The following is a 15,529-nucleotide window of genomic DNA, read 5'->3' as shown; positions in this document are numbered from 1 at the left end:
GCCACGACTTTTTATATTAATTCGTACTAATTCCTCTTGCTGCCCAAATACGATCGATATCAGCAGCATGTTGTCCGCCATATAAAAGAGCATCCGCTTGCTTAATTGCTTTTGCTCCATCATTGAATTTAGAGTTTGGTGTTAATGACCAGTGTGATTGTAAAATAATTTTCGTTGCAACATCACGTCCAAAAGCTTGTGCCATCTCATATTGACCTTGAGCCCAAATTTCACCATCATCGTGTACTTCATTCTTTATATCTTTTGGATACACTTTATTATTATCTAAACGGCGTAAGCACGTTGGATCTGAACTAGAATAAGCAGTCGCATCCCATTCTCCAACACATGCTTTTCCGTATCCTGTAGTTGATACTGCATCTTCATACGTAGCACCTAAAAAGTCACCAAATCCTTCTCCCATCGCTCCGCCTTCTGCTGAACTACCAAAGCCCGGAACTTGGTTATCTTGAATCGAATGCCCATATTCATGTGCGATAATACCAGCATCTTCTGCATCATCTACTCCGCCAGTACCAAAAGTTAAAGCTTTCGTTGTCGGAGAATAAAATGAGTTGTCATCTGTCGTTCCATTCACATTCACTTTAATAGAGCGATTATTAATATTTTTAAACCCTAGACTTTGAATGTAACGTTGTAATGTATCGATATGATAATACGACATCACATCTTCAAAGCTATCATTTGCTCTTGTGTAGTTAAATTGTAAATTCGTAGATTTTGTTTTTGCCTTTGAAGAAATCGTAACATACTCTCCAATTAAAAATCCTGTTCCATCTAAACCTTTTAACGTAACAGTCTTCAATTGGTTCGTTAGCGCCGTTGAATCTGCATCGTTATTATCTTTTAAGCCTACTTTACTACCACTAGATACGACCGGATTAGGTAAAAATACCTTTCCTGACCCTTCTGCTTTTCGGTTTATATCAACCTTTTTAATTAACTTTCCATTTTCTGCATCAATAAATGTTTCCCATGCACCAAACGGGTTATTAGAATGGACTACAACTTTATATACTGGACGAGCAATTCCCTCCTCAACAATATATCCGAATTCTTTCTCTGTAGGAGCCCATAAGTTTTGCTCGCTTGCTTCTCCAACATATGCCATTGATTTTTGGATTGCATCTTTTTCACTAATTTTTGTCGTTACTTCCTTTACACCATTGACGGATTGATAATCAGAAACAGCAAGTACTCCCTTTCCCTCTCCGTTAAGTGTAACTGTAATTTGTTTTGAAAATACAGGCGCACCATTCACAACTTGTTGGAACCTAACATATGAAGCTACTGACGTTTCTGTTGTAGAAATATATTGCAAGTCTGAGAGGTCAGCTTTCAATCCATACTGCGTAGCATTTTCTTTTAAATATTCAGTTGCTTTTTTCTGCGGTGAATAAGCTTCTAGCTTTACTTGCTGCTGCTTTTCCAATGCTGAAACCGTAGAAATCGTCCCCATTACTAATGGCACAGTCATTGCCATTGCCACCATTTTTTTATTAAACATAGAACCACTCCCCCTAATAAAGTAGCTCAACCTTATCCCATTACCACTAGGCAATCATTCCCCACAAAATGGGGGGATAAAAATTGAATCTACGAGTAATTCTCTATAAACAATTCTATTACCTTTCCATTTAGGGTGAGTGAAATTTTCTCAATATTTATGTGTAAAGTAAAAACAATACTTTAGAAAGAAATTTCTAAATCCATTCCTTCCCCCTGAAACTTTTCATATTACTGTGTAAAAAATAAGCTATTTTTTACCTAACGGTAGGTTGAAAAAATCACTTATGAATGATACGATTTTAATAACCTTTTTTTAGGAGGATTTATATGAGTAAAAGTGAAGAAACACTCTCTTCAATAATGGAAGCAAGTTATCGCCTTTTTGCTACGTACGGTATTGCTAAAACAACTTATACGATGATTGGTGAGGAGGTTGGTATCGCAAAACCATCTATATATTACTACTTTAAGTCTAAAGATACCTTAATTGAATGTATTTTTACTGAATTATGTAAAGCGATGCAGTTCTCTTCGTATTTTCATACAGAAGAATTTACGAAAACAAATTTTATTGAAAAATGCACTGCAATTGGCCTTAAAATAATTGATGAACAGCGAAACGACCCTTATTTTAATCTGGTGTTACAAGAATATGTATTACTATCTTCCAGAAACAATATGTACAAAGATCGATTACTAACTGTGCAAACAGAATATTTACATGGATTTGAAGTACTCCTTACAAAAGCAAATGAACTTCAATTAATTGAAAATAAAAATCTAGTTTCAAAAGCTCATATGTTAGCATTAGTGCTTGATAATATCGGAAATTTTATGATGATTGACGCAAAGATAGATTATAAACAAATTTGGATTGAAGCTGTAAATAGCATTTTTGAAAGAAGGGATTGAAGTGAATACTAATAAGCGCATTATCGGCTTAGATTTTGCTAGAGCTTTGGCGATGTTTGGTATGCTACTTGTCAATTTCATGGTGATAACAGGTGCAGAAGGAAATGGTCCCCCTTTTTTAATAACCTTCATGTCAATATTTGAAGGTAGAGCTTCTGCTTTGTTTGTTATACTTGCAGGCATCGGTATAACTTTAATGACTAGGTCAGCCGTTGCTAACAATGAACAAATAAAAATTTCTAGTAGTCGAAAGACCATATGGAAACGATCACTATTCTTATTTATTTTAGGATTACTACTATATGTAATGGAGTGGACTGGGGATATATTACACTACTACGGTGTTTACCTTTTCGTCGCTGCATTCCTTATTACAGTACGCAAAAAAGTATTACTATCGCTATCTATTATTATCCTACTCATCGCACAATCTCTTCAGCTTACTTTTAATATTTTCGAGGGCTGGGGAGGTCCAACTCCATTTATTAACTATGTAGACTTCTGGACAATAAAGGGTTTTCTTCGCAATTTATTCTTTAATGGATATCACCCAATTTTCCCTTGGTTCTCGTTCTTCTTAATCGGTATGATAATTGGCAGGTTAGATCTTCATAATAAGAAAATTAGAGAAAAATTACTCTTACTCGGTATTACAATCACAATATTGACAGAACTTTTATCAAAAGGACTTACACACTTTTTTATACCATACATCGGCAAAGAGGCCGCCACATTTTTATTTAATACAGGACCCATCTTACCAAACATATTATATATTTTATCTGCTACAGGATCCACTATTGCTATATTAATCATTTGCCTCAATATTGCTGAAAAATATACAAATAATTGGTTTGTCACTTCCATTGTACAAACAGGACAATTAACATTAACTCATTATGTGAGTCATGTATTTATCGGTATTGGGACATTAATTCTATTAAATAGAATGGAACATCAATCACTACTATTCGTTTTATTATTTGCTACTGCATTTTTCATTTTCAGCATTGTAATTAGTGTGTTATGGAGAAAGAAATTTTCTAGAGGCCCTATCGAATGGATTATGAGGAAATTGGCCGGATAAAGTGAAACTTTAATCAGTGGTTTTTTTTCATCCCCCCACTGATTATTAGCCCTCACCAATCGGACTTTTATGGGCAGCCCGACCCCCACCTAAATTCTTTGCTTTCGCTGAATTTTGAGGTGAGGGTCTTACTGCCCATTAAAGCGGGATAATTTTCCATCATACAAAAAGGAAGTTGGAATGATTCCAACTTCCTTTTTGCTTTAATGAGCCGCGCTTAATTTAATTCGAACTTTCGCTTCACCTAAAGATAGTTCATCGTCTTCATTCGTTAAGTGATCAAATGTAAATTGCTTAACGAGTAAATTTTCTTCCAATAAATCTTTATGGTTCGTTAATGTTCGTTGTAGTTCTTCCTCTGTATCAAGAATAACATCTACTCGTAAATTAACCGGTAAATTTAACTGTTTACGATATTCTTGAACTGCTCGAATGAATTCACGCGCTACTCCTTCTTGTAACAATTCTTCCGTAACATTCGTATCTAACATAACTGTATATTGTCCGTTAGTCGTATTAGAAAATCCTGATTTCGCGACTTTCTCGACTACTACATCTTCAGCTGTTACAACTACTTCTTCTCCTGGTGCAGATTCGTAAACTGCTCTTTCTGTAGATACAAAGTGCTCTACTTCTTCTTTTGATAATTGTTTTAGCCATGTATTTACTGCGTTCACATTTTTACCAAACTTCGGCCCAGCTGTTTTAAAGTTCAGCTTTAATTGATAGGACGTATATTTCGTTTCATCGAGTTCAACATGGAACGCTTTGACATTTAGTTCATCCATGACGATATCACGATACGATTCCCAATCCATATCATTCTCATTATGTGCTAGTAATACAAGTTCCGCTAATGGCTGTTTTACTTTTAAAGAATGCTGATTACGATTACTTCTTCCAAGTTCAACAACTTGTAAAACTGCATCCATTTCTGCTTCTAATTTCGGCTGAAGTAGTGATTCATTCACAATTGGATAATCCTCTAAATGAACGCTACTTCCAGTTAAATTCAAATGAATATCTTCAGCGACAAACGGTGTAAATGGTGCGATTAATTTACTAATTGTCACAAGCACTTCATAAAGTGTCTCATACGCAGCTGCTTTTTCGGCATTCATACCAGATTCCCAGAAACGATTACGTGATCGTCTTACGTACCAGTTACTTACTTCATCTACAAGTGCCGCGATTTCACGAGCTGCATTCGTAAATTGATAATCATCAAGTGCTGTTCTCACTTTTTTCGTTGTGCTATGCAATCTTGATAATACCCATTCATCTAATTTCGTCCGCTTTACATCATACGTTTCTTTCGGATTATACTCATCTAAATTTGCATATAAAACGTAGAAGCTATACACATTGACTAATGTATCCACAAATTTAGATTTTGCTTCTAGTACTGTTCTTTCAGAAAAACGCTTCGCATTCCACGGAGCACTATCAACGAGTAGCGCCCATCTTAAAGCATCTGCACCAAACTGATTTACTAAATCAACTGGATCTAGTGCATTCCCTTTACTCTTAGACATTTTCTGTCCTTCTTCATCTAATACATGCCCAAGTGATAGAACGCGTTTATACGGTACTTTTCCTGTGTATAGTGCTGATACTGCTAATAAACTATAAAACCATCCGCGTGTTTGATCAATACCTTCTGCAATTACATCTGCTGGAAACTGTTCTTCAAATAACTCTTTATTTTCAAATGGATAATGATATTGCGCAAATGGCATGGAACCACTATCAAACCAAACATCAATTACTTCTGGTGTACGATTCATTGTACTTCCGCATTTTTCGCAGCATACTTGCACTTCATCTACATATGGCTTATGCAATTCTAAATCTTCCGGTGTTTCTTTCGTACTGTGCTTTCTTAAATCAGCAATGCTTTTCGGTGCGAATTGATGATCGCAACTTTCACATTCCCATACGTTTAATGGTGTTCCCCAATATCTATTTCGGCTAATATTCCAGTCCACCATATTTTCTAAAAACTTACCAAAGCGTCCATGTTTCATATGATCTGGATACCAAGTAACAGAATCGTTATTTTGTAAAAATGTATCTTTAATTGCAGTTGTTCGGATTAACCAACTCTCTCCTGCATAATAAAGAAGTGGTGAATCACAGCGCCAGCAATGTGGGTAGCTATGTTCATACTTTTCTTTATGATATAGTAAGCCTTCCTTCGCTAAATAACGAACGATATCCACGTCACAATCTTTTACAAATTTCCCTTTCAAAAATGGTACTGCTTCTGTATACTCACCTTTCTCATCTACAACATGTAAGAATGACAATCCTGCACTTTGAACGACTCTATAATCGTCCTCCCCATATGCTGGAGCGATATGAACAAGTCCTGTACCACTATCTGCCGTGACAAAATCTGCTGCGATAACGTGGTAACCATTTGTAACTTCTTTCATTAGAAATGGCGGCACATAAGATGTGTTTACTAATTCTTCACCTTTATGGACAGATAGTACTTCATAGTTTTCTTTTAATACATCTTGTACACGTTCTTTCGCAACAATGTATACATGACCTTCTTGTTTCGCTTTCACGTATTCCATATTTGGATGTACAGCGAGCGCAACATTTGCTGGAAGTGTCCAAGGTGTCGTTGTCCAACCTAGGAAATACTCATTTTCACTATCTTTCACTTTAAACTTAACTGTTGCACTTAAATCTTTTACTGTTTTATACCCTTGTGCAACCTCATGTGAACTTAGTGAAGTTTGACAACTTGGGCAATATGGTGAAACTCTATGTCCCTTATACAATAAGCCTTTTTCATGAATCGTTCCTAAAATATGCCATACACTTTCAATATATGGATTCTCTAACGTAACGTATGGATCATCCATATCTACCCAATAACCGATGCTTTCAGTGAATTCACGCCACTGCTTCTCATATGTGAATACACTCTCTTTACACTTCTGAATAAATGGCTCAATTCCATACTCTTCGATTTCATGTTTACCAGAAATACCGAGTTGCTTCTCAACACCTAATTCTACAGGTAAACCGTGTGTATCCCATCCCGCTTTTCTTAACACTTTATAACCAGCCATCGTTTTATATCTTGCTACTACATCTTTAATTGTCCGTCCAAGTGCATGACCTACATGCGGTAATCCATTCGCCGTTGGTGGTCCTTCATAAAACACAAAAGATTGTGCGCCTTCTCGATTCTGAATTGATTGCTCGAAAATACTTTGCTCGTTCCACTGCTTACGAATACGTGTTTCTCTCCCTACAGCTGACTCTTTTACATCTACTTTCTTCATCTACAATCACTCCTTTGAATGTTTTAAAGCACACAAAAAACCCGTCCCTATAAAGTAGGGACGGGTTTACCCGCGTTACCACCCTAATTCTATTAGCTCTTAACTAATAGCACTTAGCAACGTACTGTCATACGTGTTCTTTGTAACGGTAGACATCCGTCCGGGCTTACTTATTTTCAGCCTCGGCTCCTCGGAGATGATTTTCAAATAACGTCTGAACACCGGCTTTCAGCAACATACCGGCTCTCTGGGGAACAGTACACTATTTTACTCTTTCTCGTCTTCAGATTTGTATACTTTGTTAAAAGCTATTTTATGCCATTAGGCAATGAATTGTCAACTAATTCAAAATATATTTTTATTTATGCCCTTTTTCGCGATTGTTATACAATTACTTTTTAAATTCTCGTATTCCAGCTAAATCTTCATCTTCTTCAATAAGCTCAGCAAAGAATCCAGATTCATCCTTACGAAGAACAATTTCAAGCTCTTCCTTCGCCTCTTCAATTCTGTTTAACTGCGCTAAATAACAAGCTCGATCGTATCTTGCTAACAAATCACTTGCATCCATTGTTAATACATCATTTGTTATTTTTTCTGCCTTTAGTGTTTGTCCGGCACCATGATATGAAGACGCTAAAGAAAGAAGAATTGCTGTTTCATTCGGATGATGTATAGAAGCATTTTCTAATATATGAATCGCCTCTTCAAACCTTTCTTGACTTTGATACATTTCTCCTAAAGCAAGAAACGCTCTACTTACAAACGGTGTTTGCTCCGTTAACTGTAAGGTAATCTTTTCTGCTTTTCTTTCTTCCCCTATTTTAAAGAATACTTGTGCTTGTAAAAGAAGCGTATCATAATCATCTGGTAACTCTCGAACCATTTGCTTCGTTAATTCTGAAGCATCCCGTAACATATCTTCTTCCTCACACTCTATGAAAAGATTTACAAGTTGCTTCGATACATCGTAATCCCATTTATTTTCTAACGATGTTTGCAATACATCTATCGCCTCTTTATACATCGCCACATTCCCGTAAAATAGTGCAAATCGCTGCGCTGCCATACTATTTTTCGGATTTAACTTTAACGAAATTTCATACAAATCAATGATTGTAGTAATAATCGAAATTTCTTTCGCACGGTTTTTCATTCGATAAAAAGCTCTCGTAATTATGGATTTCTTCGGCTGTTCATTTTGTTGACGTTCAATCCATCTTTCCGTCACCGCAGATGCAGCATACATAAATGCCATACTTCTTTCTGCCTTTTTCACTTTTAATGTATGAAGAAAATCTCGTATGTTAGACAATTTCTTATGTTGTTCTATCGCTTTTACGTATACCTCAAATATACGTTCATTATTTACATCTTTTTGTATCACTTTCATTGCAATTTCAATTGCTTTTTCATTTCTACTTTTCACTAACACTTTTGCATAATGATATAGAACTTCTGTATGCTCACCATCTAATTGTAGCGCGTATTCAATCCATGCCTGTTCTTTATCTATTTCATCCATCGCTCCATACACATATGCAATCGCATCTAATCGCCATATTTCAGGTACTTCGTCCACTAATTGTTCTAATTCAGTCAGCAATTCTTCCTGAAGATTCATTTCTACTGAAAGCTGTGCCAAATATTCCATATTAATATGCAACGGCTCTTCTTTCATCGCCTGAACCATATGATTTTGTTCTTTAGAACGGTTTTCTTCTTTTTCGTATATTTCTGCAAGCTGTAAATGTACACCTACGAAATTCCCATCAAGCTCTAAACATTTTTCATACGCTTGTTTCGCTTCTGTCAATTGCCCTAATGCCATAAGTGTTTCACCAATTCGATAATGCGGTAATGCTGTTTCCTTTTGTTCTATCGCCCTTTTATATCTTTTCATCGCTTGGCCGTACTGCCCAATAGATTCATATAAAATACCTATATAACAACCGTATTCACTTAGCTCATTTCTTTCTTTGTGTAACGTTCTTAAGAATGCTATTCCTCGTTGTACAAATACCGTTCCTTTAATTCGATTCACATATTCATCTAATACACTTGCTACATTATATTCGCTCTGCTTTATACCATTCTCTAACTTAGACAATGCTACTTTAAACCCTTCTTCACTTCCACCAAGTTCAACCTCAGCATCCCATAAAACCATTCCCGCATTCATAAGAAAATCTTGGCTCTTTTCAATTTGCTTTTCAATACCGAGTATATATTGTCTTGCTTCCTTGTATTGTTCTCTTGCCATATAAACTTGCGTAATTCCGAAGTGAGAATAAACATCATCATGATTTTCTTCTAAAGCACGAGTATACAATGTTTCTGCTTCTTCCAGACTATCATTTTGAAAATGATAGTCACCGAGTTTTACGTATAAAGGTGCCTTATCGTCACAATTCTTAATACCTTTTAATAAAATTTCTTTCGTACGTTCCTCATCCTTCAAATCAGACTCGTATATTTCCGAAAGTTTCGTATAAATGTAAGGTGCATTACTATCTAAATGAATCGCTATTTTCAGCCCTTTTATCGCTAAATGTAATTTCCCTAGATGATGCGCACATCTCGCTCGCTCATACCATACATGTGCCTCATTTTTATACTCTTTTAACAGATCATTAAAAATTTCATACGCTTCTTCATATCGTTCTAAATCTATTAATATTAATCCGTGATTCGTTAAAGTGAATCGTTCTGGACTACGTTCTAAAGCAACTTGAGAAAACTGCAACGCCTTTTCGGATTGGTCGATATACATATATGATAAAGCGAGAAAACTCCAAGCAATCGGCTGATCTGCATCTAATTGTAACGAGGAACGAAAACTTGAAATTGCTTCTATATAACTTTCCTGTTCAAAAGCATACCTTCCGTTTATTAAATGATATAAAGCACGATTATTTTTCTTCTCAACACTCGCGAGCATTTGCCCTGCTTTTTCTAATTCTTGAAGGCGAATAAAGCACTGCGCACCATGCAATTTAACAAAATCTGAGTTCGGAAACTTCTCCATTAACTTTTCAATACAACATATAATAAACTCATTATCTACTTCAACATCTAAATGCTTAACCGTATATAACCACGTATTCGGATTATCACTCGTCTCTTTTAAAAATTGTACTAAGTTATGAATCCCCTCTTTATCATGTTCATCTAAATGATCCGTAAGAGAAAAAATAGTTTTAAAATAATGATTTTCTTCTTCATTTAAAAATGCTAGTTGCTCCTTCTTTTCTTTCGGAACAAACGTAATCGCTAACCCCCCTGTGTAACGATATTTTTCTTGTAACTTACTATATTCCACAATAACGGGTTCTATAAAGTTCGGATCTTGAACATAAAAAGCTTGTAACGTATCATCATACCCACATAATACTTGCACATGTGAAGCATGCTCAATATCTATACTTAATAAAACAGGAATCTCTTCATCCAGTAGTCTCTTATAATTTTCTTCATTCCCTTTAAAAAAACGATATTCATAACCTAATTCTTCTAAATAAGAAACAGTATCTGAAAACTTCGAGCCTGTCATATCAAAGATAAACTCTGCTATTTCATCTTGTGTACGTTTTTCTCCCCATAACTGCAACATCATTTCTAAACTTGTCGGAACACAATAATTATCCTTTTGTACAATCGGAACTATCGGTAAATGAACCTTTTTGCCATCTGGATTTTTTTCTAAATTATGATATAAAGACTCTTTTAAACTTTTTTCTTCTTTTAATAACTGTTGTAAATCAGCAAGTTTATTCATTTTGTAAAGCGCTTCTGCACGTAAATGTACAAAGTAAGTTTTATACGCATGATAAGGAAGCTGATTATTTATGTTATCTATTACCGCTAACATCTCTTCATACTTCCTTAAATCTAATAAATATTTTACCTTTTCAAAATGAAAATATGGTACTTGCGGGAACTTTACAATCGCATCATCAATTAGCTGTAATGCACGTTTTTGTTCTCCTTGATTCGCATATAACTGTGATAACAAATAGGTAGATAGCTCTTCACAATCTTTATGCTGCATGCCAGCTATAAATTGTTCTTCTGCTTTCTCCCATTCACCTGTATGCATATAAACGTAGCCCCATTTATCAAATACAGCACGTGCACTGTACTCCTCTGCCTTTTGCATATACATTAGGGCTTCTTCATTTCGTTTCATTTCCAACAAACATCGTACTAACGTAAAATATGTTTTCGCTAAAAGATCAACTTCTATTTCTTCTTTATTTACCTCTTCCAATGAATCTTTTAACAACTGTTCTACTTCAAGTATTTTTCGCTCATCAATTAACTCATCACAATATAAAGAGAGCGTTCTCAAATTCGGGAATTTTTTATAGGCGTAGCGAATGAGGAATGAACTGTATTGGTGCATAAGCCCTTCATCAGTAAGACGTATTAATATATCAAACTCCTTATGTGAAGGAACATTAGCAAGCCAATTCTTCAAATAGGATAAAGTATTCTTTTCTTTTATATATGAAATTTCATTATTTATTTCCTGTAATCCATCTATAAATCTCTTGTCTTTCAAACAAGCATCTAACTGCTTAAAATCTAGCATGTATTCACCTCGAATATTTATTTATACTGCTACTTGCTTAGATTTTACACATCATATTGTAGGTATTCAACTAAAATCTCCTATAATGGATAGTATTATTTAATATTATTCGAATTTATAACAAAATATAGTAGAAATGATTGTTTTTCTCCATATTTTGTTTAATTAAATGGAATAACGTAAAATGAGGATCTTATCTTTTGGAAGCTGAAATGAGTACATAAAATTATATCGGCGATAATTGAAATGTATCAGCGATTCTACAGTGGGTACCGACTTACCGACATATAATTATATTTTTCTCATTTATTACATTTCAAATCTACAAAAACACCGTAATGATCGCTCGGAAATACACCAGATGAAGTTAGTGCCGAATCCCCAAATATAGATACGTTTTCGATTATAGGAAATCTCAATATGTCATTTTCTTTTATCATAATCCAGTCATATCTTTTTTCTTTCTTTACCTCTCCTCTTAAATTCGTATTTTTTCTATAATCTAAAGTTGGTTGAACCTCTTTAAGCTGCGCTACATCTATCCAGTGATTACTTATTAAGTATTCATGCACTCTTGAATCTTCATCATCATTAAAATCACCACATAATAATTCGTAATCACTAACACTATTATTAATCAAATTATTCACGGTATTTATTTGTTCTTGTCTTATCCTACTAGATTTCCAATTTAAGTGAACATTTGTGAGTCCTAACTTATATCCTTTATATTTCAACACGATTCGAATGGCACAATAATTTGATTCCTCTATATCTGTTTCCCATATAGCTTCTGCAGCTAATATTGGAGATTTACTTAAAAATGCTAGCCCTTCATCTGGAGAATCTGGATACCCCTTAAATATACAAAATGGATAATCTATTTGATCCGCTATATACTGCGCTACATTTTTCTCGGATCCATAAGTTACACAACTTCTCACTTCCTGCAAGGCAAGAATATGTGGAGAAATAGTTCGAATCTCCTCACAAATAGCTTCTAATCTCTCAAACCAAAGACTATCGTGGTTCCATATATTGAAGGTAGCAATCCTCAATAAATCACTACCTTTCAACATCCTATGTCACCAAATGTAATTTTCATATTCGGAGCATATACTAAAGAAGAGTGCATTTGAAATGCTTTAAAAAATCGGAGTTCAGCTTCATATTGAGCTAGCGCATCATTATATGTTAATCCTCTAGTCATTAAACGATCTATAAATTGCTCCTTATCACCTGGATTCCCTGCAATCCCCTCTTCTTTTAATGAGTGATACAACTTTTCTTTATCATTATGATGCATATTAGAATCTAAAAAATTCACTTTATCACTTACTCTACATTCAATATTTTTTACGCCTAGTTCACTTAAAAACATCGGTATTTTCATACCAATATTTCCATCTTTTCCGCTTCTCTGCATGTCACATTCAAATAACTGCTGTAAAGCACCTAGCCTAATAATTTCCGATTGTTTCTCTCCACCTAAAGAGTATGATGACATATTTGATATCCAATGTGGTTCAAAACAGATTATTTTTCCGCCACTTTTAACTGAATGCATCATTTTTTGTATCATCGTTTTTGGTGAACTCATATGTAGTAAGAACGCATGACAGATTGCTATATCGTATGTATCGTTCAATTCAATTTCTGTAGCATCTCCCTCAAGAAATTCTGTCTCATACGGAAGTAAGCGAAACAACTCTCTCGCTTCAGATAATAATGTTTCTCCACTATCAATGCCTGTATACTTTGATCCTTTTGGAAGTAAAGGCATTAATACTAATCCTAAATAACCATATCCACAACCATAATCAACGATATGTACGGGCTTAGTAATCTTCCAAACTGTATTTACTAAAAAACTTACATAATCGTCATTATAATATAAATCTCTCGTGTTTTTTAAATATGTTAGTTTACTGTTCCAGTCGTACGTTTCCAAGATTAACGCCTCCTTTTTATATATGACATTACAATTCTCCATTTAATAAGGACATTCCTACACTTGAAACAATTCTAAAAAATTTAGATTTAACAAAATAAAACTTCTGCTTTCACATTTTCTATAAAAATAAATAGGCATACATATCTACTATGATACGTATACCTATTTGTTTTACATCTCCTCAGGTGCCTCCACCCCAAGTAAACGTAATCCCTCTTTTAATACAACTGTCACAGCATACACTAATGCAAGTCTGCTGTCTTTCTCTTCGCTCTCTTCTAATATACGAACATTTCCGTAATATTTATTGAACGATTGTGCTACATCTAATACGTATTTCGAAATGATTGATGGCTCATTTTTGTTGAAGGCCGCTTCAATTACTTGTGGGAATTTATTCAGTAATTTTACGACGCTCCAGCTATGATCATCTTTCAATGCAAATGTACACGTTTCAAATTCTACACTTTCTTTTCTTAAAATAGAGCACGCACGTGCATGTGTGTACTGTACGTATGGTCCTGTTTCCCCTTCAAATTTAAGCATATTTTCTAATGAGAATTCGATATTATGCATACGCTCATTTTTCAAATCATGGAAAATAACTGCCCCTACACCGACTTGCGTTGCTACTTCTTCTTTTTGTTTTAAGTTTGGATTCTTCTCTTCAATATTTTGTTTTGCAAGGTCTATTGCTTCCTCAAGTACTTCTTCAAGTAAAATAACTCTTCCTTTACGTGTCGACATTTTCTTACCGTCTTTTAAAATGAACCCAAACGGTACATGTTCCATGCCCTCAACCCAATTGTAACCAAGCTTTTTTAATACAGTGAAAAATTGATTGAAGTGTAAACTTTGTTCTGGGCCAACTACATATAACGCTTTATCAAACGCATATGTGTTTTGACGATATACAGCTGCCGTTAAGTCACGTGTTGCGTAAATCGTCGCACCATCTGATTTTCTAATTAAGCAAGGCGGCATTCCCTCTTCTTCTAAATTAACGACTAACGCGCCATCTGACTCTTCAAGCAAATCATGCTCTTCTAAAATCCCAATGAAATCTTCCATTAAATTATTATAAAAAGCTTCTCCTTGAAAATTAGTAAATTCAACACCGAGAAGTTCATAAATACGAGAAAATTCTTTTAAGGATTCATGACGGAACCAATTCCAAAGCTCAACAGCTTCTTCATCACCTTCTTCTAATTTCTTAAACCAAGCACGCCCTTCTTCATCTAGTTCTTCGTCGTCTTTTACCTCTTCATGGAATTGAACGTATAACTTAAATAGTTCACGTATTGGATCTTCTTTAACTACTGCTTCATTTCCCCACTTTTTATAAGCGGTAATTAACTTTCCAAACTGTGTACCCCAGTCTCCAATATAATTAATTCCTACAACTTCATAGCCGCATTTTTCAGCGATATGTTTCAGTGAATTTCCAATCATTGTAGAACGTAAATGCCCCATTGAAAAAGGTTTCGCGATATTAGGAGAGGAATAATCGATAACTACCGTTTTTTCACAACCAAAGTGATTTTGACCATACTCTTCTTTCTCCGCTAAAACCATTTTTAATACGTCATCACTTACAGTTTCACGATTAAAAAATACATTTACATAAGGACCAACGGCCTCTACTTTCGTAAAAAATGGATCACTTAATTTCTCCGCAACTTCCTGTGCGATAATAGCTGGTGATTTTTTATATTGCTTCGCAAGTGAAAAACATGGAAATGCCGCATCTCCGAATTCATCTTGTTTCGGTGTTTCAATTAACTCTAAAATTTGATTTTGCGTTAATTCATTCTTGAAAATATGGGATAAACCTTCCGCAAACTGCGTTTTATAATCCATACTACAACCTCCTTATTTTTTAAAACACAAAAAACTCGTCTCTAAAAAAGAGACGAGTTTAAACCCGTGGTACCACCCTTGTTGTTCATTACGAACCACTTTCCCGTTTATAACGAGGCCAGGGGGCCTCGGCTTACTCTACTATTCGTTCAAGAAGCATCTCCGAAGTGCGCTTCATCTTTTCCTTCCGCACTAGGCTCACACCATCCCTAGCTCGCTTTCCTTCTAAAAAAGACTACTCTCTTCATCAAAGACATTATATTTAATTAATTATTGCTTATTATACA

8 protein-coding genes and 2 other annotated features are annotated in these 15,529 nt (G+C 34.9%); of the genes, 2 read left to right on the top strand and 6 right to left on the bottom strand.

Going from position 1 to position 15,529, the window contains the following annotated elements; all coding sequences use genetic code 11:
- Positions 1-16: 16 nt before the first annotated feature.
- A complete protein-coding gene (locus MHB74_RS10810) occupies positions 17-1,528 on the bottom strand; it encodes a M36 family metallopeptidase (RefSeq protein WP_061679561.1) in 1,512 nt (503 codons plus the stop codon).
- A 329-nt stretch (positions 1,529-1,857) separates the two neighbouring features.
- Between MHB74_RS10810 and MHB74_RS10805 the strand changes: the two genes are divergently transcribed.
- Together MHB74_RS10805 and MHB74_RS10800 are read left to right on the top strand one after the other, a co-directional pair.
- Positions 1,858-2,442 carry a TetR/AcrR family transcriptional regulator gene (locus MHB74_RS10805; RefSeq protein WP_061679560.1) on the top strand — a complete coding sequence of 195 codons (585 nt, stop codon included), beginning with the start codon at positions 1,858-1,860 and terminating at the stop codon, positions 2,440-2,442.
- 1 nt (position 2,443) lies between these two features.
- Positions 2,444-3,529, top strand: a complete 1,086-nt coding sequence (locus MHB74_RS10800; RefSeq protein ID WP_061679559.1) for a DUF418 domain-containing protein — start codon at positions 2,444-2,446, stop codon at positions 3,527-3,529.
- A gap of 203 nt (positions 3,530-3,732) precedes the next feature.
- On the opposite strand, the gene ileS is transcribed toward MHB74_RS10800, so the two are convergent.
- The 5 genes from ileS to argS form a co-directional block, all read right to left on the bottom strand.
- Positions 3,733-6,834: an isoleucine--tRNA ligase gene (gene ileS / locus MHB74_RS10795; RefSeq protein ID WP_061679558.1), complete on the bottom strand. Its 3,102-nt coding sequence runs from the start codon at positions 6,832-6,834 to the stop codon at positions 3,733-3,735.
- A 53-nt stretch (positions 6,835-6,887) separates the two neighbouring features.
- Positions 6,888-7,127 (bottom strand) — a binding site (T-box leader).
- 98 nt (positions 7,128-7,225) lie between these two features.
- Positions 7,226-11,428 (bottom strand): bacteriocin-processing peptidase family protein, encoded by a 4,203-nt coding sequence (locus MHB74_RS10790; protein ID WP_061679557.1) that lies wholly within the window; start codon positions 11,426-11,428, stop codon positions 7,226-7,228.
- A 302-nt stretch (positions 11,429-11,730) separates the two neighbouring features.
- A complete protein-coding gene (locus MHB74_RS10785; RefSeq protein ID WP_061679556.1) occupies positions 11,731-12,507 on the bottom strand; it encodes an endonuclease/exonuclease/phosphatase family protein in 777 nt (258 codons plus the stop codon).
- The gene (locus MHB74_RS10780) at positions 12,501-13,379 is read right to left on the bottom strand and encodes a class I SAM-dependent methyltransferase (protein WP_061679555.1); all 879 of its coding nucleotides are present in this window, start codon (positions 13,377-13,379) and stop codon (positions 12,501-12,503) included. Before MHB74_RS10780 ends, MHB74_RS10785 begins: the two co-directional genes overlap by 7 nt.
- Positions 13,380-13,553: 174 nt before the next feature.
- Positions 13,554-15,242, bottom strand: coding sequence for an arginine--tRNA ligase (gene argS / locus MHB74_RS10775; RefSeq protein ID WP_061679554.1), 1,689 nt, complete (start codon positions 15,240-15,242; stop codon positions 13,554-13,556).
- Positions 15,243-15,287: 45 nt separating this feature from the next.
- Positions 15,288-15,502 (bottom strand) — a binding site (T-box leader).
- Positions 15,503-15,529 lie beyond the last annotated feature (27 nt).

The organism is Bacillus sp. FSL K6-0069 (genome assembly GCF_038007785.1).
In the GTDB taxonomy this organism is placed as follows: Bacteria; Bacillota; Bacilli; order Bacillales; family Bacillaceae_G; genus Bacillus_A; species Bacillus_A mobilis.
Note: the sequence above shows the minus strand (reverse complement) of the source record. Positions and strands in the feature narration are given on the sequence as shown.